The sequence below is a fragment of the Litchfieldia alkalitelluris genome (genome assembly GCF_002019645.1).
Taxonomy (GTDB): domain Bacteria; phylum Bacillota; class Bacilli; order Bacillales; family Bacillaceae_L; genus Litchfieldia; species Litchfieldia alkalitelluris.
This window is the reverse complement of record NZ_KV917374.1, coordinates 781803-805436: the sequence shown is the minus strand read 5'-3', so window position 1 is coordinate 805436 and position 23634 is coordinate 781803. Positions and strand designations below refer to the sequence as shown.

The 23634-nt window shown below is 38.0% G+C and carries 16 protein-coding genes and 1 pseudogene; 8 read left to right on the top strand and 9 right to left on the bottom strand.

Going from position 1 to position 23634, the window contains the following annotated elements; genetic code table 11:
• The gene (locus BK579_RS03800) at nt 1–2397 is read left to right on the top strand and encodes a M14 family zinc carboxypeptidase (RefSeq protein WP_078543633.1); all 2397 of its coding nucleotides are present in this window, start codon (nt 1–3) and stop codon (nt 2395–2397) included.
• 324 nt (nt 2398–2721) lie between these two features.
• Here the strand turns inward: BK579_RS03800 and BK579_RS03795 are convergent, their stop codons facing one another.
• Together BK579_RS03795 and BK579_RS03790 are read right to left on the bottom strand one after the other, a co-directional pair.
• On the bottom strand, nt 2722–4506 hold the full coding sequence (locus BK579_RS03795; protein ID WP_078543631.1) for an SGNH/GDSL hydrolase family protein: 1785 nt from the start codon (nt 4504–4506) through the stop codon (nt 2722–2724).
• 160 nt (nt 4507–4666) lie between these two features.
• Nucleotides 4667–5773 carry a hypothetical protein gene (locus BK579_RS03790; protein WP_204524670.1) on the bottom strand — a complete coding sequence of 369 codons (1107 nt, stop codon included), beginning with the start codon at nt 5771–5773 and terminating at the stop codon, nt 4667–4669.
• Between the two features lie 291 nt (nt 5774–6064).
• Here BK579_RS03790 and BK579_RS03785 point away from each other — a divergent pair, with 291 nt between their 5' ends.
• Nucleotides 6065–7192, top strand: a complete 1128-nt coding sequence (locus BK579_RS03785; protein ID WP_078543629.1) for a histidine kinase N-terminal domain-containing protein — start codon at nt 6065–6067, stop codon at nt 7190–7192.
• A gap of 63 nt (nt 7193–7255) precedes the next feature.
• Here the strand turns inward: BK579_RS03785 and BK579_RS03780 are convergent, their stop codons facing one another.
• Both BK579_RS03780 and BK579_RS03775 read right to left on the bottom strand, forming a co-directional pair.
• Nucleotides 7256–8515, bottom strand: coding sequence for an ABC transporter substrate-binding protein (locus tag BK579_RS03780; RefSeq protein ID WP_169891059.1), 1260 nt, complete (start codon nt 8513–8515; stop codon nt 7256–7258).
• 35 nt (nt 8516–8550) lie between these two features.
• Nucleotides 8551–11118 (bottom strand): putative bifunctional diguanylate cyclase/phosphodiesterase, encoded by a 2568-nt coding sequence (locus BK579_RS03775; protein ID WP_204524669.1) that lies wholly within the window; start codon nt 11116–11118, stop codon nt 8551–8553.
• Between the two features lie 402 nt (nt 11119–11520).
• Between BK579_RS03775 and BK579_RS03770 the strand changes: the two genes are divergently transcribed.
• Nucleotides 11521–12369: an ATP-dependent DNA ligase gene (locus BK579_RS03770; protein ID WP_078543626.1), complete on the top strand. Its 849-nt coding sequence runs from the start codon at nt 11521–11523 to the stop codon at nt 12367–12369.
• 177 nt (nt 12370–12546) lie between these two features.
• On the opposite strand, the gene BK579_RS03765 is transcribed toward BK579_RS03770, so the two are convergent.
• Nucleotides 12547–12747 (bottom strand): hypothetical protein, encoded by a 201-nt coding sequence (locus tag BK579_RS03765; protein ID WP_078543625.1) that lies wholly within the window; start codon nt 12745–12747, stop codon nt 12547–12549.
• A 29-nt stretch (nt 12748–12776) separates the two neighbouring features.
• The gene (locus BK579_RS26030; RefSeq protein WP_078543624.1) at nt 12777–12971 is read right to left on the bottom strand and encodes a hypothetical protein; all 195 of its coding nucleotides are present in this window, start codon (nt 12969–12971) and stop codon (nt 12777–12779) included.
• Nucleotides 12972–13323: 352 nt separating this feature from the next.
• Here BK579_RS26030 and BK579_RS03755 point away from each other — a divergent pair.
• Nucleotides 13324–14675 (top strand): IS3 family transposase gene (locus tag BK579_RS03755; RefSeq protein ID WP_139365034.1). Its coding sequence is split into 2 segments (ribosomal slippage): nt 13324–13783 and nt 13783–14675, totalling 1353 coding nucleotides; the frame shifts between segments, so codons are not numbered across the junction.
• 129 nt (nt 14676–14804) lie between these two features.
• Complete coding sequence (locus BK579_RS03750; RefSeq protein WP_078543623.1) at nt 14805–15887, top strand: SDR family oxidoreductase; 1083 nt, start codon at nt 14805–14807, stop codon at nt 15885–15887.
• Nucleotides 15888–15965: 78 nt separating this feature from the next.
• Here the strand turns inward: BK579_RS03750 and BK579_RS03745 are convergent, their stop codons facing one another.
• Entirely contained in the window at nt 15966–16532 is a 567-nt protein-coding gene (locus tag BK579_RS03745) for a TetR/AcrR family transcriptional regulator (protein ID WP_078543622.1), read from the bottom strand.
• 355 nt (nt 16533–16887) lie between these two features.
• On the opposite strand from BK579_RS03745, the gene BK579_RS03740 reads away from it, so the two are divergent.
• The 3 genes and pseudogenes from BK579_RS03740 to BK579_RS27005 all read left to right on the top strand — a co-directional run.
• The gene (locus BK579_RS03740) at nt 16888–18975 is read left to right on the top strand and encodes an efflux RND transporter permease subunit (protein ID WP_235848330.1); all 2088 of its coding nucleotides are present in this window, start codon (nt 16888–16890) and stop codon (nt 18973–18975) included.
• Nucleotides 18975–20780 carry a YhgE/Pip domain-containing protein gene (locus BK579_RS03735; protein WP_235848329.1) on the top strand — a complete coding sequence of 602 codons (1806 nt, stop codon included), beginning with the start codon at nt 18975–18977 and terminating at the stop codon, nt 20778–20780. Before BK579_RS03740 ends, BK579_RS03735 begins: the two co-directional genes overlap by 1 nt.
• An 881-nt stretch (nt 20781–21661) precedes the next feature.
• A pseudogene (locus BK579_RS27005) lies at nt 21662–21877 on the top strand (GntR family transcriptional regulator); the annotation flags it as partial.
• A 113-nt stretch (nt 21878–21990) separates the two neighbouring features.
• Here the strand turns inward: BK579_RS27005 and BK579_RS27000 are convergent.
• A complete protein-coding gene (locus BK579_RS27000) occupies nt 21991–22380 on the bottom strand; it encodes a hypothetical protein (protein ID WP_407936266.1) in 390 nt (129 codons plus the stop codon).
• 239 nt (nt 22381–22619) lie between these two features.
• Entirely contained in the window at nt 22620–23513 is an 894-nt protein-coding gene (locus BK579_RS03715; protein ID WP_078543616.1) for a hypothetical protein, read from the bottom strand.
• Nucleotides 23514–23634 lie beyond the last annotated feature (121 nt).

The window sequence follows — 23634 nt, the reverse complement described above, 5'->3', positions numbered from 1 at the left end:
ATGAAATATTCAAAAAAGATATTAGCAGGAGCACTATCTTTCACCCTGCTTGCAAGCATCCCTTATAATACATTAGCAAACGGAGGGCAATCGTATAAAAATGCACAAAGCATCGAGCTTATTGAAGCAGAAAAAAGCTTATTCAATTCTGAACACTACGATTTTCTTAAATACTCCGAGATCGGTTCAAAGCTTCAAGAGATTGCAAAACAAAGCAATAGAATCACAGTTGAAGTAAAAGGAAAGTCATCACAGGGTCACGATTTGTATGTTGTCACTGTTTCAGATCCTAGTGTGAAAGGAAAGTACGGTCAGATCCAAGCACTAAGAAAGCAAATGTTCAAAAACCCTGAAAAAGCACAAGATTGGATTGCGAAACATCCTGACTTTAAAGTACCAGTCATGATCAACGCTTCAGTACACGGAACAGAATATGTCGGAACTGATGCTGCGATTCAACTAATTGAACAATTAGCAACACAAAACGATGATGTAACATCAACGATTTTAGAAAATAACATTTTGATCTTCAATGTAGTTGCAAATCCTGATGGACGTGTGGACGGAACTCGTTTTAATGGAAATGGAATTGACTTAAACCGTGACTTCATTACTCAATCACAGCCTGAAACAAAGCTTGCTGTAGAATTAATGACAGAATGGAATCCAATGGTTGTTTTAGATTTACATGGATATGTAAAAAATTATGGGCCAAACCTTCAAGGATTAATCGAGCCTTGTACACCACCACATAATCCAAACTATGAATATGATTTATACATGAAGCATGCACTTGATGCTGCCGTAGCAATGGAAACTGAAATTATGAAGGACAAGGAAACAGACTTTACGGATTCAACTCTTTATCAAAACATGGTAGGATCGTATATTCCTGCTCGTGATGACGCAGCAGGCTGGGATGATTACCCACCAATTTTCACACCAATGTATGCGATGTATCATGGCTCATTTGCTCATACACTTGAAGCACCAACAAACGATGAAAACGGTGTGAAGTGGACGTATGATGCGATGATCGGTGCGTTAACATATGCTAGTGAAAATCGAACAGAAATGATTACCGACCAAATTGAAATTTTCAAGCGTGGAATTATGTTTGATCACCCAACACATGAGGAAGGCTTCTTCCCTAAATCATATATTTTACCTGTAAATGAGCAAGACCCTACGGTTACTAAAAAAGCAGTGAACCATTTATTAACGAATGATATTCAGGTTGAGGAAGCAAAGAAAGCGTTCAAAGTAGATGGTGTCACCTATCCAGCTGGAACATACCTTGTTTCTATGAATCAAGCAAAAGCTGGTCTAGCTAACACGATGCTTTGGGACGGTGAAGACATTTCCGATGATACTCCGGCGATGTATGACATCTCTGCATGGAGCTTACCTGAGCTTTGGGGCTTTGAAGCAACTCCTACTCAATCTGATGTAAACGTTCAGTCCGTAAAAGTGAACAAAGTAAATGAGCAAGGTACACTTGTTGGAAAAGGTCCATTCCTAATCCCAAATTCATCTGTTCAAGCAGTAAATCTAGTAAACTCATTATTAGCTAATGATATTGCTGTTAAAAAAGGAACGGATGGTAACTTCTATTTTAGCGGTACAAGCAATATCGTAAAAAATCTAGTGAGCCAATCTGGATTAACGATTAAAACAACGACGGTTCCTGCTAATACTAGTGATTTAACTTCTGTTAAAGTTGCTATTTTAAAGGATGGCGGAATTGGTAAAGTCCAATCACATGCTGGTACAAAGCTTTCTCTTGAGCGCTTAGGATTTGATGTGACAGAACTTCACCCACGTGATGTCGCAACAAAAGGGTTAGACGGATTTGATGTGTTTGTTTATAGTGCTACAAGTAGCCTACTATCAACAAGCCAATCAAGTGCGGCAAATCGTGATTTCTGGTTATTAAATACTGATCAACTCACTCTTTTCAAAGAAAATGTAAATAGCTTCCTTGATAACGGTGGAAAATATATTTCAGTTGGTGCACTTTCTGCAGATGCAACTAAAAGACTTGGATTAACAAATGTAACAGTGAAAAAAGGTGGAGGCAACAGTAACGGGATTGTCAAAGTTGATTATTCTATGTCAGAATCAGCGATTACAAATGGCTACGGTGAGCACGATATTGGATTCGTTTATCGCCCTGCTTATTTTACAGATGTTAATGAAACAAATGTAATTGCAACATACGGAAACACAGAAGACTTCTTTGTTGCAGGACACTGGAGAAATAGAACTGAAGCGATCGGTCAAGCGGTGATTGTCCAAGAACAAAATAAAGACGTAACACTCATCGGACTTGAACCAGGCTTCCGTGATCACACAGACTACCTATTCCGCCTACTATCAAACACAATCTTTGAATAAGAAAAAAGGAAGCACGGGGACGGTTCTCATGCTTCCAGTTAGTAATAGAACAATCGTCGGGGAATGAATTTTTCTCAACCATGGACATTGGTGGTCAACATTAATTTCTGTTGAGTTCAGCGTTGGTGATCTGTGTTTAACACTCAACACGGATAAAACTAGTGACTGTATCACGTTTACGGAGCCGGATTTAACTGAATTTCTCTATATATTATACACAACAAAAAAACAGGAAGGTGACTTAAATAAAGTCCCTTCCTGTTTTTTTATTCCTATTTAATTGCCTCCGAAACAAAGAAGCGCAAGAACCGTCCCCATGCTTCTTTAATTGCTTCGTTGAACAGAGAAGCGTGAGAACCGCCCCCATGCTTTTAGGCTGGCTCCAGCGATTAAGAGAGCTGCGCCTAGTAATAGGTAGTTATAGCTTGCTGTTGCGGTGTTTGGAAGTTCATTTCCTTTTTTAGTTGTATCTTTTTTAACAGGAGCTACAACGATTGGCGTTTTATCTTCCTCTTCATCAGTTGGTACTTCCACGACAGGATCTTCCTCTACAGGTTCTTCAGTCACTGGATCCTCGTCAACTGGTTCTTCGTCAACCGGTGGCTGCTCTTCAGCAGGTGGTTCTTCCTCGGCTGGTGGCTCCTCTTCAACCGGCGGTTCGCCAACTAATGCAGCATCAGCAGCTGCAGCTAAAGCTTGATGACCTAGCGCATTTGGATGAATTTTATCAAATGTAATAAATTCAGCTTGATGACCAGCAAACGCTGTGTAGGCATCAGCTACTAATAAGCCAGGCATTGCAGCAACTGGGTGAATGATAGTTTCGTTTAAAAGTGGAACAATTTGTTCACCAAACAGGTGCAATGATTGTTCAAATGGATCTTCACTTGCTCCAAATGGGTTATAGATATTAAATAAGACAATCGGCGCTTCCGTTTGCTGACGGATTGTTGCAATAATCGCTTGTAAATTCTGCCCAAATTGTGCTGAGGCAGCTGTTAATTGTTGTTGAAGCTCCTCCGTTAGTTGAATCGGAGTTTGATTTATAAAGGCTTCAGAGATTCCAGCTACTTGTAAAAGATCATTGTTTCCAATATTCAACGTCACTAAATCAGCATTTGCAAGTACTGCTAGACTCCCAGAATTTGATTGTAACCCCATTAATAATTGCGTAGAAGTTAATCCTGGTACACCGAAATTGACAACCTCATGGCTTCCTCCACCAATAAGGTTAGGAAATGCTAGTGTTGAAGGCTTGCTCACATCTTCTTCAAGAAAAAGACCGTACGTAATCGAATCTCCAAGTGCCACTAGAACTGGTTTTTCCTCACCTGGTTCACCCCCTGGCTCTTCTTCTACTGGTGGTTCAGTTGGTTGAATGAAATCGATTAATAATTGAGTCGCTAATCCTGCTAATACTTCATGACCCGCTTCATTCGGATGAATCAGATCACTCCCGAGCAATGTAGCCTGATTGTTAGCAAATGCACCATGAGCATCTGCAACTAATAGACCAGCTTGAGCACCACCAATAGTGATAACATTATTCATTGCTGCTAAAATTTGCTCACCAAGTTCATGAATCGATTTTGCTGGCTCCTGATCACTCGGAGCTAGCGGATTATAAATTGTATAAATAACAATTGGTGCCGTCGTTTGTTGACGAATACCAGTAATAATGGCTTGCATGTTTTGAGTATATGTCGTCACAATTGAAGTGACTTCCTGCTGGATAACTTCAGGTGAAATCGTTGGATTTGGATTGCTCAAAAGTTCTCCAATTACAGGGTTTCTTAATAGATCATTTCCACCAATGGTAATCGTAACAACATCTGCTTCTTGTAAATCCGCAGCAGCCGTTCCTAGCCCATTCTTTAAATCTGTTGAAGTTGCACCAGGTACGCCCTTATTGGCCACCTCAAAGAATCCATTTCCTATTAAACTAGGAAAAGGCAGACTCCCCTCTGCTAGTCCACTACCATACGTAATCGAATCACCTAAAGCAACAAGCTTAAGCTTGTCCTCTTTGTTATCGTTTGCAAAAGCAAACGACGAAAATAAAGTACTAAATAACAACATAAAGACAAATAACAACGATAACTTCTTCAATTCGCCCAAATCCTCCCTAAATAGTAAAAGTCACTCATAATCTACCATATTATAAGCCTATTTACCTAAACTTTCCATGGGAGGTTTTGTCGAAGCACGGAAGCAGGGGGACGGTTCTCGCGCTTCCTTGGGAAGCGTGAGAACCGTCCCCCTGCTCCCCTCAAAGATAACGATCCTTGTCGACTCTAATTGAATTACAAATCATCCCTAAATTAAGCTTAAAACTGGAATAATCAATTTCCTCCCCTCGCTTACAGCTTCGGACAATCTCTTGTACTTTTATCCAGTCCTTCCACATCCCAGCACTCAACGCACTTTCCTTCTCTCGAACGTCCTGCAATGTTGTTAAATGCCTTTCGATCAGAGTTTGATAATTAAGCGTTTTTTCTCCAGTTCTAATACTTGATATAGCATTTTGTTCCTCTTTGCGAACTCTCTCCCAGTATTCCTCTACTTCGTTTCTATTTTTTGTTTTTCTACGATCTTTTATCGATTGATTAAATTGGTGGACTCTTTCTAATTGCTCATCTAACAGGGGAAAACCAAGGCTTATAAAATGCTCTATTTCTGCATCATTAAATCCGTCAGGTAAAACTCTCACAAATTTGTCATCCAACATTTTTTCAATCAGTTTCTCTTTAATCCTTTTAGAGAAATTATCAAACGCTTTCCTTGCTTCCGGCTTTAAATCGGAAAGGACCTTTTCTGTTCTTATCTTTGTATCGTAGACTTCTTTTAAGCGCTGCAAAGTGAGAATTTGTTGATCCGTTAGGGGAATACCTAACTTTGCTTGCTCCAAGATAGTTGGCGGGATGTTATCTATATGTAGGTATGGATTGATATCAAATAGTTGCTTCCTAGCAACCTTTACTAAAATTTCATCTCTTAGTAAATCAAGGGTATGAAATTCCTTAATCACATCTGTAACTACTTGAGCCGAGAGGTTAGTGTGATTTTTAAAGCACTCCACCCCTAAACCAACTTCTTCCCCACTTTTCTTGTTTAACACAACATATTGATAACGCAGAGGTGCACCACACATACAACGATAGTTTCGGTTTCCATATCCACTATCTAATACCTCAAGCAATACCCAATCATCAATCATCTCTTCCAACTCTTCAATAGTGGTTTCTTTTCTTATAGTAAGGCCCTTACTCCTTGCTAGTACCTCAAGCCATTTACTCTTCTTACTTTGCTTCAAGGTACTTGCCAAAAACTCTTGTTGTTCAACTGTTAACATTGACAAATACTTATGAACTTCCATCTTACTTAAAGGTTTCACCGGTACTCACCTACCTTATCAACAGTTAATAACTAGACTTTCGCCTTCATTATATAACAAATACGGAAGCACGGGGACGGTTCTTGCGCTTCCTTTGGAAGCGTGAGAACCGTCCCGCTGCTCCCCTCCCTCTGCTCTCCCTTCCAAATTACCTGTATATAAATCCCAACTATTGTGTTATATTTTTCTTATCTTAAAAGAATCTCGATTAGTATATTGAACTCCAGCAGTGACTAACAAAATGCTATTTTTCAAATAGAAGGTAGGCTTGTGATGGAAACGAATGTACAAACAGGTATCGGCTATATAAAATTAGGTGACTTTCTAAAAGAAAATGAACAGGAATTCTTAGATTTATGGGAAGAACAAATTATCGTACATAGCGCTGTCGATAATAGAGCACAGATCAGAGAAAACGGTTATTTAATGTACCAACTCATCATAAATGCAATTACCAGCAAGTTGTCAGAGGACGATCTTAGATCATTGGCTCACAAAGTAGCTCAAGAGCGAGTGGACGCGAATAATAACATTGGGGAATTTGTTTATAATGTTAATCTTGGCAGAAGTATCCTTATAAAATGTGTCACCCATTCTGGAATTATCCTAGAAGAGATCCAAACTATCATCGACTTAATAAATAGCAAGTTTGATTTATTTTGTTTTTATGCGGTGTCACGATACACCGATTTAAAGGACCTTAAACTACAAGAAAAAAACGTCTATATTACACAAACTCATAAGGATAGACTTGCTATACTTGGCCAAATGTCATCAAGCTTTGTGCATGAATTTCGCAACCCGCTTACATCAGTGATGGGTTTTATTAAACTATTAAAAAACGATTATCCTAATCTACCCTATGTAAATGTGATTAGCAGTGAACTTGAACAACTTAAGTTTAAAATTTCTCAATTCCTCCACACTTCCAAGTTGAACACTGTTGTCGAAAACAGGGATGAAGATATTATGATTAAAGGGTTAATTGAAGAAGTGACTGATTTCTTATATGCAAGTATTGTTGACGGGAATATCCAGATTACCTCAACGATCGATGCGAACGCCAAGGTTCACGGTGATCGAAGTGAATTAAAACAGGTTTTCCTAAATTTATTAATGAATGCCATTGATGCTGTCTGTGAAGAAGACATATATAGAGTTATTAACATCCATTCAGAAGTCAACGAAGAGCACATCACCATTATGATTTCAAATAACGGTCCAACGATCAGTGCAGATGCTGCAGAATTCATTTTCGAACCATTCTACACAACAAAGAAATTGGGTACAGGGATCGGTTTATTCGTTTGTAAAAATATTTTAGAAAAAAATCACGGTAAAATTGTTTACAATTCAGATGATGATCTGACTACGTTTCAAATCACATTGCCTATCATTTAAAGCAAGGGGACGGTTCTTGCGCTTCTTTTAGAAGCGTGAGAACCGTCCCCTTGCTTACCTTGCTCACTTTTTCAGCATTTCAATGTCTCTTCCTAGCTGCTTTTCTAGGTTTTCCTGAAATAAGCTCATGATTTCGTTTACGCTTAATTCATTTTGCAGTCCATAACCTATGGATTCATACCAGATAGAATTGGCCTCTTCATCAAGTGGAGTAAGATTAATGTCTGGTATTTGATTTGATAGCTCCTGATATAGAAGCTGGTCTTTTTGATTCCCAAAATAGGGATTTTCTTGAGTGATGTCAAAGCTTGGTATAGAATCTTTTTCAGAAAAGTTATAGAACTCTATGAATTTCCAAGCAGCTTCTTTGTGTTGGCTGTTTGAGGGAATAGACATGATCGAAGCATTACTCCAACCGTATTGATTGAACGGAAGCCTTGTCACCCTCCATTTTCCTTCTTGCTCAGGAGCCCATCGTTGTATTTGATTTGCTGCCCAGCTTCCTAAGTAAATCATAGCAATACGATCGTCCTTTAGTGCTGCGAGTCCTTCTTTTGACCAAATATTTATGTTTGGTGATAAGCTTTCCTCATTAACTATTTTTGCCAGAGTAATTGCCTGATAGAAATCTTCACTATCTCTCAAAAACTCGAGGTTTTCCCCAAACATACTGCTTGTTGTATTGTAAATACTGATCGGTTCCATTTCCCAAAGGATTGATGAACGGTGGTCTTTATTTAAGGTTCTTGCGATTTCAAGCCAATTTTGTTGATCTTCGATAAATTCGCCAAGTTCATCAGGTTCAGACGGAAAACCATACTCTTTTAAAATATCTGATCGATAAAATGTTACCATTGGGTAACTATAGATTGGCACCCCTATCATCTTTTCACCGTTAAACGATTCCCCAATTTCCCACACGGAGTTCGAGTAGAATCTTTTATAGTTGTCCAGCTGGTAGGGCGCATCTGCTAAGTTCTCTAGCCCATCAATACTTGTGAAATTTGCAAAATGATTACTTTCAAACACAAGAATATCCGGACCTTTCTCCTCGGTTAAAGCCTTTAAATATAGGTCTTCATACGATTCATACGGTAAAACATTTACATTCACTTTTATATTAGGATTCGCTTCTTGAAAACGTTCAATAGCAGTTTCCCAGTTCCCAAAATGGGACCACAATTCAATCTCAATGGGTGTGTTTTCTTCCAATTGTCTACTACTTTCCTCAAGCTGCTTTGATAATTGACTATCATTTTCTGCATTCTTCTCTTCACATCCTATTAAAAAGAGAAAGCACATTGCGTAAATAAGATACTTCATCATATATATCTCCAACTCATTAAGATAAAAACTCCTTAAATTAATGGATTCTTTGAATTTAATAGCTGTTCAAATACGTCCTTTGACACTGGCTTACTAAATAAATACCCCTGCATTTCATTGCAACCAACTTCATTTAAGTAATGAAGTTCTTCAATTGTTTCTACACCTTCAACAACAACATTAAATGAAAGCTGTTTCGCCATGTCAACAATATACCGGACAATCATTCCTTTTTTAGAGTCCGCATTTATATCTCTCACAAAGTCCTTATCTAGTTTGATTTCTGTAAGTGGCAGTTGATTTAAGTGACTTAATGATGAAAATCCTTTCCCAAAATCGTCGATTGAAATGAATACTCCCATTTCTCTTATCTCTTTAAGGATTTCAATGACATCAATGATATTGTCAATAAAAACACTTTCAGTCAACTCTAATTGTAGATACTTCGCTTCCAATTTAGAGTGATTTAACGCTTCCCTGACCATATCCACCAAGGATCCTTGACTAAAGTGCTTCGCGGATATATTAACAGAAACCTTCACTTTTCGATATCCTTCATCCTGCCATTTTTTATTTTGTTTACAAGCTTCATTTAGAGCCCATTCATCAATCTTTTTTATCAGTCCCGCATCCTCAGCCAAAGGGATAAAAATTCCTGGGTTAACAGTACCGAACCTTGAATTATGCCATCTAATTAATGCCTCCATACTAGTTAAATGGTTATTTTGATTGACTTTAGGCTGATAAACTAATTCAAATTGCTCTGCACTTTCAGCTATCCTTAGTTCATGAGTCATATTCACTTTGTCTTGGAATTCGATTCTCATAAAGTTATTAAAGAACTCAACCGTTGTCCCAGCTTTCGCTTTACTTCGATACATTGCAATATCCGCATTTTGAATTAACACTTCTTTATCTCTGCCATCCTCAGGAAACATACTAATACCAATACTACTTGATACATGTAGTAGATTTTCACGAATAATGATCGGCTTTTCAAACATTGCTTTTATTTTTAATGCAATTTCACATACTTCCTTTTGATCTTTCATGTGAGTCATAATCATGACAAATTCATCACCACTTAGACGGTAAAGTTGTACCTTTTCACTTTCTACTTTTTTTAGCATACTAGATACAATGATCAAAAGCTCATCCCCAGCAACATGCCCCAATGTATCGTTTACCTGTTTAAATTGGTCTAAATCAAGAAATAAAATGGCTACCTTTTGTTCATACGCTTCAGCGTTACGAATAGCCTCAGTCAAGGATTCTTGAAAGTATTGACGGTTCGGCAATGATGTTAAACTATCAAAAAACGCTAATTCGTGAAGCTTCTTCTCTGAGGTTTGCAGCATTTCCGCCTGACTTCTCAAACGATCGTTCATCAAACGACTTTCATAAAACATATCTTTTAGCCTTGAAAACACTGTTTGGAAATTATAAATCAATGAATGAATCTCTGAAATATTACTGGTTGGCCAAACTACTGATTCAAGTTGATTTATTTTATTCGGAAGGCCAGTAGTTGTTATTGCAAGACTATCAAGCGTACGAGCCAATAATCTATGTAATACTGATGAAAAAATTAGAGCCATAACTAGAAAAAGTATAAGAAAGACAAACTGCTGAAGCAGGTCCTTAAAGATTCGATCCTGAAAATGAGCTAACGGAATTTTTACATACATATTTATTGAACCAACGATATTACTTTCATATAGATAAAAACCATTTCCCCAATTTTTAATCCACAATCTATCTTCATTTGGAAGAACGGCGGAAAAAGATGGAGCAATTGAGGTGACAATATGGTCCTCTTCCAGCGCAAATATACCCTCCATATTAATCTTTGGATTGCTTGAAATAATGATATTCTCCTTACCCTCAGTGACAACCAATTCATAGGTACCACCCTCTGAAAGATTAGTTATCATTTCCTCCAGATAACCCATTTGTATTCTTCCATTTAAGCGTAGCTTCATAAGGTCTTCTTCAGACCAAGACTTCATTTCAAGAGAAATTTGTTTCACTTTGCTTTCAACCGAGCTAATCAAGCCATTTTGATATTCACAAATGGCTCCCCAGCTATTAATTGAAACATATATCATAAAAGGGATAAGCATAGCCGCAAACGAAAGATGAAACAACAGCTTCTTTATCTGAATCGGTGGCTTACTGCCTCCGCGAATCCATTTGTGAAATGGGACATAAGAAATCAACATATCAAAAATCCAGATATTAAAAACGCCATTAATCACATCTGTCGTTACTTGAAAAAATAACAGATTCCCTAGTTCAACACCGAAAAAATTAAGATAAATCAAGCTTGAAATAGGCGCACCAACCACCACCCAGAAAATCACACCCCAAAGGACACTGTTCCCCTTAGGTGTAAGCCAAAAAATAAATGCAAAAAATAAAATCTCTAAAACAGCTTGTATATTTGTTGGTGTGATACCAGAAAGGTAAATAGAAATTCCTGTGATAATTACCATAGAATAAAATGCTACCTTGAAACCATATAACCAAAGAATTAATAATAAGAACAAACTAGCAAGATTAAAAATGGTACCAAACGACATCACCAAAGGATTTATCAACGATACTATTGCAAGCAGAAAAAAGGTTAGATATAAAAAAATGCATTTCTTTCTAGATGAATACTTAATTTTGTTGAAAGTCATTATTACTAGCACCAACCTTTTTCAATAATCCACACGCCAATGAAAGCGCTTAATTTACGTCTGATTTAAATAAGTTCCTATGACCTTATTAAACTACCTTTAATTATAATTGAATTTGTCGAATTTTTGAATATATTCAGGATAAAAGTCGCAACCCTAATTAGACATCACGACAAAAGTCCCAGAAGCATGGGGACGGTTCTCATGCTTCTTCTGGAAGCGCAAGAACCGTCCCACTGCTTCCACCACTGCTTCCAATCACCTCCTAAATCATTATGTATCAAATTCTGATAAGATATTAGATTAGGAGGGATTAAAGTGTTCAAAAGCCCTATGTTACTTCATAAGGTTGATCAACCTTATGATGATTCCACATTTATTACCGAGCTAAAGCTAGATGGCATCCGTTTACTATATAGCAAGACCGCAACTCGTACATTTCTTTACTCGCGTCATCAAAATGACATTACCTCTCGTTTCCCTGAACTTCATGAACTACCCATTCCACCTGATACAATTCTGGATGGTGAAGTAATTTTCACGGACCCTATCACCGGAACACCTGACTTTGAAGCACTTATGCATCGATTTAGTACAACCAATCGAGAGAAAACGATAAGACTAGCTAACCTACAACCTGTCTCATACGTAGTGTTTGATATTCTTATCTACAAAGGAAAAAACGTAACTAGCCTTCCTTTACTAGAAAGAAAAGCATTACTAGAAGAAGTGATTCCTAAGGATACTCCCCTTTTATCAAAGGTTCAGTTTATCGAGGGGCATGGAAATGTATACTTTAATCTCATCAAAGAGAAGAGTCTAGAAGGTATTGTATTGAAGAAAAAAGACAGTAAATATGAGATTGGAAAGCGCAGCAAGTCTTGGCTCAAGGTGATTAATTACCAGTATGAAAACGTCAGAATCACAGGAATCCGTAAAAAGGAGTTTGGATGGTTGTTATCGTTTGAAGATGGTCAACCAGCAGGAATCATGGAGCTTGGTGTCCCAATTGACGCAAAACAGACGGTACACCATCAAAGTCATCAACTCAAAGTCAATGAAAATAATGAGTACATCTACTTAAAACCTGAATTATCATGTCAGGTAAAATTCCGCAACCTCACAAAAGCTGGCTTACTTAGAACCCCTGCTTTTGTGAGTATGTAAAAACAACCTAGATTTCTCTCATAGTCATAACGGACTACCTCCTTGAACTGAGGTAGTCTTTTCACTTTAAAGTGCCCCATGGTTTACAGAACCTTTTCCCTAATCTTGTTAATGCTTATCAAACTCAAAATCCAGCTGTTAAGTAACCAAAACTACAAAGCAACTGTGTCGTATTCCTTACTCCCAATAACCCGCTTCTTTAAGGAGCTTTTCCAGCTTTCCATACAAATTTGCATGACATCGTTTGCTGCCTTCTGTTTTATTCACACCTGTAATATCTAAATTATTCCCATTCATATCCTTAATAGTGATAGCAATCGTTTCGCCTTTATCATCCTTCTTAAATACACCAATTTGTAGATTTAAGGTCTTTGTCATGGTAGTTTCCGCCTTCCATCATTTTTTCACTAAAGATACCCATCCCTCTCTACTTTGAGGGATAAACAAATCATCTTAAAATTCAACTTAAAGCTTGAATAATCAATTTCCTCACCGTTCTTACATTTCCGAATCATCTCTTGGATCTTTACCCAATCCTTAGCCATTCCAACAGTTAAGTTCTTTTCATTTTGTCGGACATTCTTTAGTGTTGATATATGCATCTATTGTTTGACAATTAATATATTTCATCGCTTCTCTATAACAATATTTTACAATTAACATCATTACAATTCTATCAAAATGTTAGTTTTTGTCATGTTAAAATTACTCCGAATTATTCTTCTAAACAAATGTACAAGAGTATTAATACTGGCTTCGAGAATTTGATCAAACGTTTGATTTAATAAATAAAACATCCTTAGTTATAAAACCTTTGAATATTGTTGTATTTTGTCACACTCCATGCCTGCTTTTATATTATTTTTCATTTCCCTTCCATGAAAAAGAAGCACGAGAATGATGTGCACCCCAATTGTTAGACACAACAACTAACAATTGGAGGTGCACTTTTACATGAAGAAGAAATACCCTTTAGAAATAAAGATAGCTGCAGTAAATGAATATCTTGAAGGCGGAGAGTCTATCAGGCAGACAGCCCAAAAGTACAATGTTAATAAAACGATGTTACACAGATGGGTAGCGAAATTTCAAAATCATGGTATATCTGGCTTAGAGGAAACCTATACAAAATACTCATTTGAGTTTAAAATGGACGTACTTAATTATCTGAACGAGATGGGAGCGTCCATCGAAGAAGTTACTGCAGTATTTAATGTTTCTTCATCTGCCATAGTGTATAAGTGGAAGAATCTACTTGAAACACAGGGAATTGACGCTCTTAAAAAGAAGAAAAAGGAGCGTCCTTCACCCATGAAAAAGCAACCTAAGAATAATCAACCAGTAGAAGGAACTGAAGAAGCACTACGTGCTGAAATTGAACAACTTCGTATGGAGAATGCATATTTAAAAAAGCTACAAGCCTTAATTCAGGAAAAGAACTCACAGAAAAAGAAAAGGCACAGGTGATTTATGAATTAAGGCGTGAATTTAAGGTGATTGACTTGATAAAGTTCGCTGAAATGCCACGTAGCACGTATTATTATTGGGTAAAACAAATGGATAAACCAGATAAATATAGTGAAATGAAAGAGGTTATCCAACAGATCTTTGACGAACATCAAGGTCGATATGGCTATCGACGTATCACACTGGAATTACGTAATCGGGGTCATGTAATTAATCACAAAACAGTCCTTCGCTTAATGAATGAGATGGGTTTAAAATGCTTAGTTCGCATGAAAAAATACCGTTCATATCGTGGAAAAGTGGGTGAAGTCGCACCGAATATACTAGAGCGAGATTTCCAAGCTACGAAGCCAAATGAGAAGTGGGTTACAGATGTGACAGAATTCCATTTGTTTGGCGAGAAACTTTATCTTTCACCTATTCTGGACCTTTACAACGGTGAAATTATTGCTTATAACCTAGAGAAACGTCCAGTATACACACTTGTATCTAAAATGTTAGATACGGCCATACAACAATTAGACGACCATGATTGCCCTATCCTTCACTCTGATCAAGGCTGGCATTATCAGATGAAGAAGTTTCGACACACCTTACAGAAGAATGGAATTACCCAAAGTATGTCTCGCAAGGGCAATTGTTTAGATAATGCAGTAATGGAGAACTTTTTTGGATTATTAAAGAGCGAATTACTTTATTTAAGAGAATTTGAGAGTATGGATCATTTCAAACTAGAATTAGAGAAATATATTTACTATTATAATCACAAACGGATTAAGCAAAAATTAAAAGGTATGAGTCCGATTCAATATCGAACTCATACCCAGCAAGCTGCTTAATAGCTTGTGTCTAACATTTTGGGTTCAGTTCAGAACCGTCCCCACGATTTCCCATATGATAACCAGTCCCCACTACCCCTTTCTCTAGTATATAATGAAAGTTATGTATAAGCCGCAGGAGGTTATTTTGTGAATATATTAATTACAGGTTCGACAGGTTTTCTAGGATCCACTCTAGCCAAGAGGTTATTGAAAGAGAACCATCATGTATATTTATTAGCACGGACCCAGAAAAAAGCTCAAGTTCTCATTGAACAATTAAATAATAAAAGTGGACAGGTTCACATTATTGAAGGGGAATTAACGAAGCCTTTCTTAGGAATAAGTGAAGAAGAAGTAGATGCGCTCACAGGAAAAATTGACGTAATCTATCACTCCGCAGCACTTCTATCATTTGACGAGTCAAAGCGAGAAGAGATTTTCCATGTGAATGTTTCAGGTACAAAAAATATCCTTGAATTGGCGAAAATTATTAAAGTACAAACGTTTATTCATGTGAGTACTGCATATACATTAGGCACAAGATCAATTGGAAGTGAAACCTTATACCCGACTTCCTCTACTTTCAATAATTCCTATGAAGAAAGCAAATGTAAAGCAGAACATTTGGTAATGTCTTATAATAAAAGCTTTAATGTAATGATCATGAGACCCGCGATCATTATAGGAGACTCGGAAACTGGCGAATCTAACACCGCATTTGGATTATATGGAATCATTAGAACGGTTGAAATCTTGAAGAAAAAAGCACTAAGAGAGCCTAACAATAATCATAAATATCGATTATTACTCAATCAAAGTTCAGTTTCCAACTTGGTTCCGATTGATTACGTTGTAAACGTGCTAATACTAGGCCTATCTTTTGGTAAAAATAACACCGTCTACAATATCACCAATCCTAATCCCCCTAGCAATCAATTAATCTTTGATGCTATCACGGAAAGCCTAGAGTTCAATGGGATTGAACTCATCCCGTACAACGAAGAACACACATTAACTGAAGAAGAAGTAAAAATAAACACACCTATCAAAGTATTTAAAGAGTACCTAAATTCATCAGTAACTTTCGAAGATGACAACACTAGAACTTTATTAACCCAGGGGAATGGCAATCCATTAAACATGGATAAACCTATGCTTCTGACTATAGTCGGAGGATTTGTTCACCGTAACTCTTCCACTATAAAGCAGGTTCTACAGGAAACAGTATGATTGTTTGGGGAAGCATGGGGACGGTTCTCATGCTTCTTTCTGCTGCCGCAGAAGCACGAGAACCGTCCCCCCGCTCCCTTAAAACCCTGATATCCCAGATTTGGTGATTCGATTGATGATTTCTGACATTTCTTTTGGGGATTTGTCCATTCCGCGCTTTAACCAGTGTTGAATAACGTAGATGCTACCACTTATGGCAAACAGACTAACATATTCTGAGATGTCGGGCTCTATATCGTTCGAACGTATCAAGTTCTTCACCACATAGTTATGCGCGAACGTCATCACCCTCTTTTGAAACGTCGCATCGGCGTGTTCACCTAAGAGCACTTCACAGACATCTTTATTCGCTGCCACATATTCTAATAATCTTTCTGTCATTTGCAATGCTTCTTCGTCTTTTTGAAAATTATAGCTGTTCAACGTTTCGTTCATATCACTTAAAAATTCTTCTTCGATTTGAGAAAGTAGCGCAAATTGATCAGAGTAATGTGAGTAAAATGTGGATCGGTTAATATCTGCTCTTTCACAAATCTCCTTTACTGTAATCGATGAGATCGGTTTTTCTTTTAAAAGCTCCATTAAACTTTCCTTTAAAACCATTCTTGTATACTTTATTCGTCTATTTAATTTGTTATCTGACATCATGTCCTCCTCTTGGGTTTACTTATGGCTTATGGGTACTCTAAAAACAAGTCCAAAACCCCACTCCCTTTAGTTTTAGGATCTGTCGCTTGAAGCTCACCCGCTATCTTCGGTTTTGGGACCTCTCCCTGAAATTCACCCGCTATCTTTGGGTCTACGACCTGTCCCTAAAACTCACCCACTTTCTTGAATTCTACGACCTGTCCCTAAAAATCACCCGCTACTAGGGTTTTGAGACCTGTCCCACAAATCCCCTTCCCAAAACCCAACACTAATAACGCTTTCTGTTGGATACTGTACGTTTTCAACTAAACTGTTTGTTGATTAAGCAACACGGTGTCATTATAATTTAGTAATGACATTCATGCAAGAAGGAGTGGTTAAGATCAACATTGCAGCACGAATTATTAAGCATAAAAAATCAATTGCGATTATATTTGGGATCGTGGCAGTTATCTGTTCGATTGCCCAGTTCTTTGTTTCGGTGAATTATAATATGGTAGATTATTTGCCCGAGGATGCCCCTTCTACGATTGCGATGGAAGTGATGGACCAGGAATTTTCCGGTTCTGTTCCAAATACACGGGTGATGATTAATGATGTGACCGTTCAAGAGGCCCTTGTCTACAAAGAAAAGCTTGAAAGCATTGATGGTGTATCAGAAGTAATGTGGTTAGATGATGCCATCGATGTAAAAACGCCACTTGAAATGGCTGATCAAGAAACAGTTGAAGCGTACTACAAAGATAATAAAGCCCTCTTCTCACTAAGTATTCGTGAAGGAGATGAGGTAGCAGTCACGGATGAGCTGTATGCATTGATTGGCGAAGAACATTCCATGTCTGGAGAAGCCGTTAATACCGCCTCTTCTCAGAAAATGGCGGGAAATGAATCGATGTATGCGGCAGCATTGCTCGTACCGATTATCATTTTGATCTTAGTGCTGTCGACCACCTCTTGGATCGAGCCAGTATTTTTCCTGACGGCGATTGGCGTTTCGGTTCTGATTAACTTAGGAACGAATATCTTTATTGGTGAAGTTTCCTTTGTAACACAATCGGTTAGTCCGATTTTACAGCTAGCCGTGTCGCTAGATTATGCGATATTTCTTTTACACAGCTTTCAGTATTATCGTAAGAAAACCAATAACATTGAAGAAGCGATGATGCTTGCGATGAAGCAATCGTTTCCTGCGATTACAGCAAGTGCTGCAACCACCTTCTTTGGTTTTATCGCTCTTACGTTAATGGATTTTAAAATTGGTTCAGATTTAGGGATCAACTTAGTAAAAGGAATTGTATTAAGTTTTATCAGCGTTATGGTGTTTTTACCTGCGCTTACCCTTTGCTTTTACAAATGGATTGATAAAACACAGCATAAGCCCTTTATTCCTGAGTTCAAAAATATCGGGAATGCCGTGTTAAAAGTAAGAATTCCCAGCCTATTAATAGTCTTTCTTGTCCTTGTACCGAGCTTTTTAGCTCAAAGTAACACGAATTTCATTTATGGAATTGGCGAGCAGCCAGAAACCACACGTGCTGGCAACGATATCATTGCGATTGAAGAGGTGTTTGGACGCTCAACCCCAATGGTCGTGCTAGTGCCTAAAGGCGATATGGCAAAAGAAACAGCGTTAAGTGAAGCACTAACAGAGCTTGACCATATCACCAGTGTGATCTCATACTCGAATACAGTGAGTGCGGTGATTCCACCTGATTTTCTCGGGGAAGAAGTAACCGACCAATTTTATTCGGAAAATTATAGTCGGATTATTTTATATACCGACGCAAGCAATGAAGGTGAAAAAGCCTTTTCATTAATTGAAAAGGTGCAGCAAACAGCTTCAGGCTATTATGGTGATGAGGCACACCTTGTGGGAGAAAGTGTGACTTTATACGATATTCGTAACACGGTCCTCCAGGATAATGTCGTAGTGAACTTAGTAACAGTCATCACGATTGCGATTGTTCTTTTCTTCACCTTCCGATCGATCTCGATTCCAGTGGTGTTACTGCTTACGATTCAGTCAGCTGTATGGATCAATTTATCGGTTCCATACTTTACCGACTCGTCACTGGTGTATGTTGGGTATTTAATTATTAGTACCGTCCAGCTTGCCGCCACGGTCGATTATGCGATTCTCCTAACTGAATACTATAAGGAGAAACGAAAAGAGATGCCAGTTTTAGCAGCGATCAAGCATACAATTGACGAGAAAATTTTCTCGATTGCAATCTCAGCTTCGATTTTATCAAGCGTAGGATTTATCCTTTGGTTCACCTCATCAAACCCAGTCGTGTCATCGATTGGACTACTGCTTGGTCGTGGTGCGTTACTTGCTTTTATCATGGTCGTATTTTTCTTACCTGCGGTGTTATTTACCTTTGATAAACTGATTGAAAAAACAACATGGAGAGCCAAATTCTTTAAGGAGGGAAGATGATGAGAAAGAAACTACTACTTGTGATCATGACAGTTGCGCTTATCTTGCCTTCATTTTCATCTGCTGCTGAACATAGCTCAACTGCCAAAGCAGCTACATCTGGTAAAATTGCCACAAAGGATGAAGTCGTTTATGCAAGCTTAAGTCCTACTGGTGACACAGAAGAAATATATGTTGTGAACATTTTAGATGTTACACAAGCTGGGACGGTGATTGATCACGGTACCTATGCAAAAATAGAGAATCTAACGGATTTGTCAGTACTCCAGCAAGTCGGTGATACCGTTCAAATCGATGCTCCTAAAGGCGATTTTTACTATCAGGGAAACTTGCCAAATCAAGCACTACCTTGGAACATCTCCATCACCTATAAGCTCGACGGAAATGTCGTAGCACCGGAAAAGCTTGCTGGTGCTAACGGGCATCTTGAGATGAATATTAAAACATCAGCGAACTCAGCAATCAGTGATATTTTTTATAAAAATTATTTGTTACAGATTTCCATCCCGCTTGATTCAGAAGCGTTCGAAAACATTGAAGCACCCGATGCAACGATTGCCAATGCGGGCACCGACAAGATGCTCACCTTCACTGTGATGCCGGAACAAGATGGTGATTTTACGATTGAAGCAGATGTGAGCGATTTGGAGATGCAGGGCTTTGACATCTCAGCCGTCCCATCTACAATGCCGATCCAAAAACCTGATACAGATGAAATGACAGAGGAAATCCAGTCTTTAACAGACGCGATTGCTGCTGTCAATTCAGGTGTGGCTGAATTAAGTTCTGGGATTTCTGAATTTAACAATGGCGTGCAGGAGCTTCCAAGTGGTTCAATTGCATTCAAAAATGGTTTATCAACGTTAAGCAATGAATCTGCCGGGCTTGTCAATGCATCTAAAAATATTGATGATTCACTTACATCAATTAGTGATGCACTCAATCAACAGACGGTGGATATCAACTTAGAGGACTTCGGGCAAGTAACGGACGGATTAGATTCCTTTGCAGATGGTCTTTACACATTAGCAGATGAATTGAAGAAACAAGATGCCGATTTTTCCGCTGCATTGACCTCATTGGACGGTGCGGTTGCAGCTCTACCGGCCAATGACATTCAAGAGGAAGAAATCCAGGAACTTTATGACAGTGGCGTAGCACCAGAAGTCGTCGATCAACTAGTGGCGACCTATCATGCAGCCCGTAATGTTAAAGAAACCTATGATTCTATTAAAGAAGCGTTTCTGACTGTAGATCAAACACTAGATGAGTTAAGTCGTTCGGTTGAAGAAACGGCGGATCAAGTCGCAGGAATCTCAAAACAGATTTCCACAGCGATGGAGCAGCTTGACGTCGCAGACCAAATCACTCAATTGCAGCAAGGAATGAAAACCCTCGCTGATAACTATGGACAATTTCATACAGGTCTAGTCGGCTACACAAACGGGGTCGCTCAGCTGTCAAGCAACTACAGCAAGCTTCACTCCGGAATCGTTTCAGTAGCAAACGGAACGAACGAGCTTGAAAATGGAGCCGCCGAGCTTTCTGATGGGACCCAAAAACTTGAAGATGAAACAAGTGAACTACCAGATCAACTAAAAGAAGAAATCGACAGCATGATGGACAAATACGACAAATCTGACTTCAAAGCTGCTTCATTTGTATCTGAAGAAAATACCGACGTGAACAATGTGCAATTCGTGATTAAAACGGACAGTATTTTGAAAGAAGAAGTAGAAGAAGATGCTGGGGAAAAAGAAGAAAAGAAAGGGTTTTGGGATCGTTTGTTGGATTTGTTTAGATAGAATTGTTTTTAATGGGAAAACCTCATCGGCTTAGTCTGATGAGGTTTTTTTGTTGAATGCACTATCAAATATATATTGAAATGGAAGCATGAGAACCGTCCCCATGCTCCTATTAACGAATTTTGCCACGTGCGTTAGATTTGCCTTTACCCATTTGTTGTTCGTTTGGTTTTTTAGTATCTGGATTGGTTGGCTGGTAGTTAGGTTTTCCGTTTTGATGTTCAGACATGTTCATTCCTCCAACACTTATTTTTTTCGTTGACTCACTAATTTGCTACCTGAATTAGGATTAATTTATAAATGGATTGGGACCCTACTTCGTGTCTGTACCAAAAAGGCCACAGAACATAACAATAGCTACGCTTTTATTAAGGTAACCGTAGAGGTCTTATTTATTCATTTTAGCAACAGAGGATGTCCAAAGGGACAAGGACTGGTCGACATCATCTTAAATACAATTGGGATAATGAAAAAGTCCTTGAATACAATTACAAAATTGAAAGATTTCCTTAAAATCACCAACACACTCCGAGCCGCACCATCTCCCTCGATTTCAACATCTACAGAATCAAATGACCATAAATCCTGATATTTGGCTCTTCCAATATCTCTCCTCTTTTTTCACATTTGGCCTTTAGAATAAAAGTGTTCTTCTGCTTTCCGATGACTACACTTTCAAGCATTATGTTTGATGCACCGGGATGCACCGGGACGGTTCTTGCGCTTCCTTTGGAAGCGTGAGAACCGTCCCCATGCTCCCCTCTCAAAAATAATCGGAATATTCCATCAACACCCGGTATATATATTAGACAACCAACCACATTGCAGATTGTCGACAATCTACATTCGACTTTCTGCAAACCACTTCCATCAAAAATTAAATGACAGGAGAATTCGTAATGGTACTTGATGTCACAAATCTATCTGATGATGTTGCAAAATATATTCGCAAAAGAATCTTAAATGGAGAACTAAAACCCGGCGAGAAAATCACCCAATCAAAGCTCGCACAAGAGTTAAAAATCTCAAGAGGCCCTATTCGCGAGGCCCTTAGTAAGCTTGAGCATGAAGGATTGGTGACTCATGAAGTGAACAAAGGAACGTGTGTAACGACCTTGTCCAAAAAAGATGCTTATGAAATTTATACACTTCGTGGCATGCTTGAAAGTGAAGCTGCTCAGCTGTCTGTAAAACACCTAACCACAAACGACTACAACACGCTAAATGACATACTCCTTTTCCTTGAAAAAGCCCTTCGCGAAAAGACGGTTAACTTAATGGCATTCTCTGTGTCTTTCAAACTCACGATTTCAACTGGTGTATGTGTATACCTGCAGGGAATGGAGATGCCGCCGGCGATGACGCCAGTATGCTCCATTGCAAATACATCTGCATTGGTCGAGCCTGCTAGAAATTCATATTGATAGGGAATTCCTTTTTCAAACGCCACATTTTCTAATGCTTCTACTAATATCGGTGGGACGATTTGGTGGTAATGTGCTTTCCCACTTTTATCATATAACTTAATCCCAGGCCCTTTATTGAGCTGAATGGGTGCGCGATGCTTTTCAACACCAGGATAATCACCAGCTAAACAAATATCATAGGTAATTGATATTTCTGGTCTTGCGTCAAAAAATTCATATAATCCTGTAAATACCGGTCCATGTAAAACATTTTATATAAAATATTAATACAATTAACTGGATGAAACAATATCATCAAAGCTAAAAGCATATAACGCTTATTGAACAATTAGGGTGTAAGTTGTTAAATATGCAAAGGAATTTTCAAATTAAAGTAAACGGGACAAGGCTTTCCCCATGTCCCGCTTAACCTCTAGAACTCATCATCTTCAACATGTCTTTCAGTCCTAGGCACAGGCCCAAAGACCTTAATATATTCCACATCATCAAAATAATCACCCCCTAGTTCACCATACCAAAGGGTTAGTTCAGGAGAATTCCTAAATTGTGTGGTTTGATTGCGATAGCTAATTTGAAGAAGGTGGTCTGAAGGATTATTAAGGTTTAATAATTCTGTGCCTGTTTTAAACTCTTCTCCTTTTAAGATCTTAGAACGATATTTTAGTGGTATGGAAATACCTGTTAGGGCAAAATAATCAAAAGCGATTTCAACCTTATCCACATCTATTCCATTATGAAAAATAATAGTTTTGTCTTTATAAATGCAATAGGGATTTGTAGAATATCTGAACTGTATATATCGTTTGCCAGCCTGATTTTCAAGCCAAATGGACGCACTTGAGGATTTTTTAATTAGCCCTAAATCTTCAGCCACTTCATCTGAATATTCATCTAAGAATTCTTTCATTTTTTGATTTACATATTCATTTACTTTCAAATCACCATAGCCTGATACCTTAATAAGGATGTTTGATATAGTAGACACATCGAGATCCTTTGTGCTACAAATTGTTTTTAATGAGTTTAATAGATGACCATGATCAACATATCTTGTTCTATGATAATCATTCTCTAAATAGTCCAGGTGAAAATAATCATCATAAGAATTAACGGTGTCATCATCAGGATTAATATCCCCTTCATGCACTGCTTCCCAGTAAAGAACATCTGAGTACAAATCAACTTCAGGCAACTCTTCCTGTTCCAGGTTATTATCTCGAACACCATATAAGTTATACCTTAGGGCTGGTCCAGGCTTTATTCCAAGATCATACTTATTCATTAATTTATTTATAAGTGATGTCATCCTAACTCTCCTCTTTTAATTTATAATTCTATTGTTAAATATATGAAAAAGAATGTAAAGAACCCCATGATAAAAATTCTTCAACCCAAGTGTTTTATTTCCTATTATCACTCGCTATTAA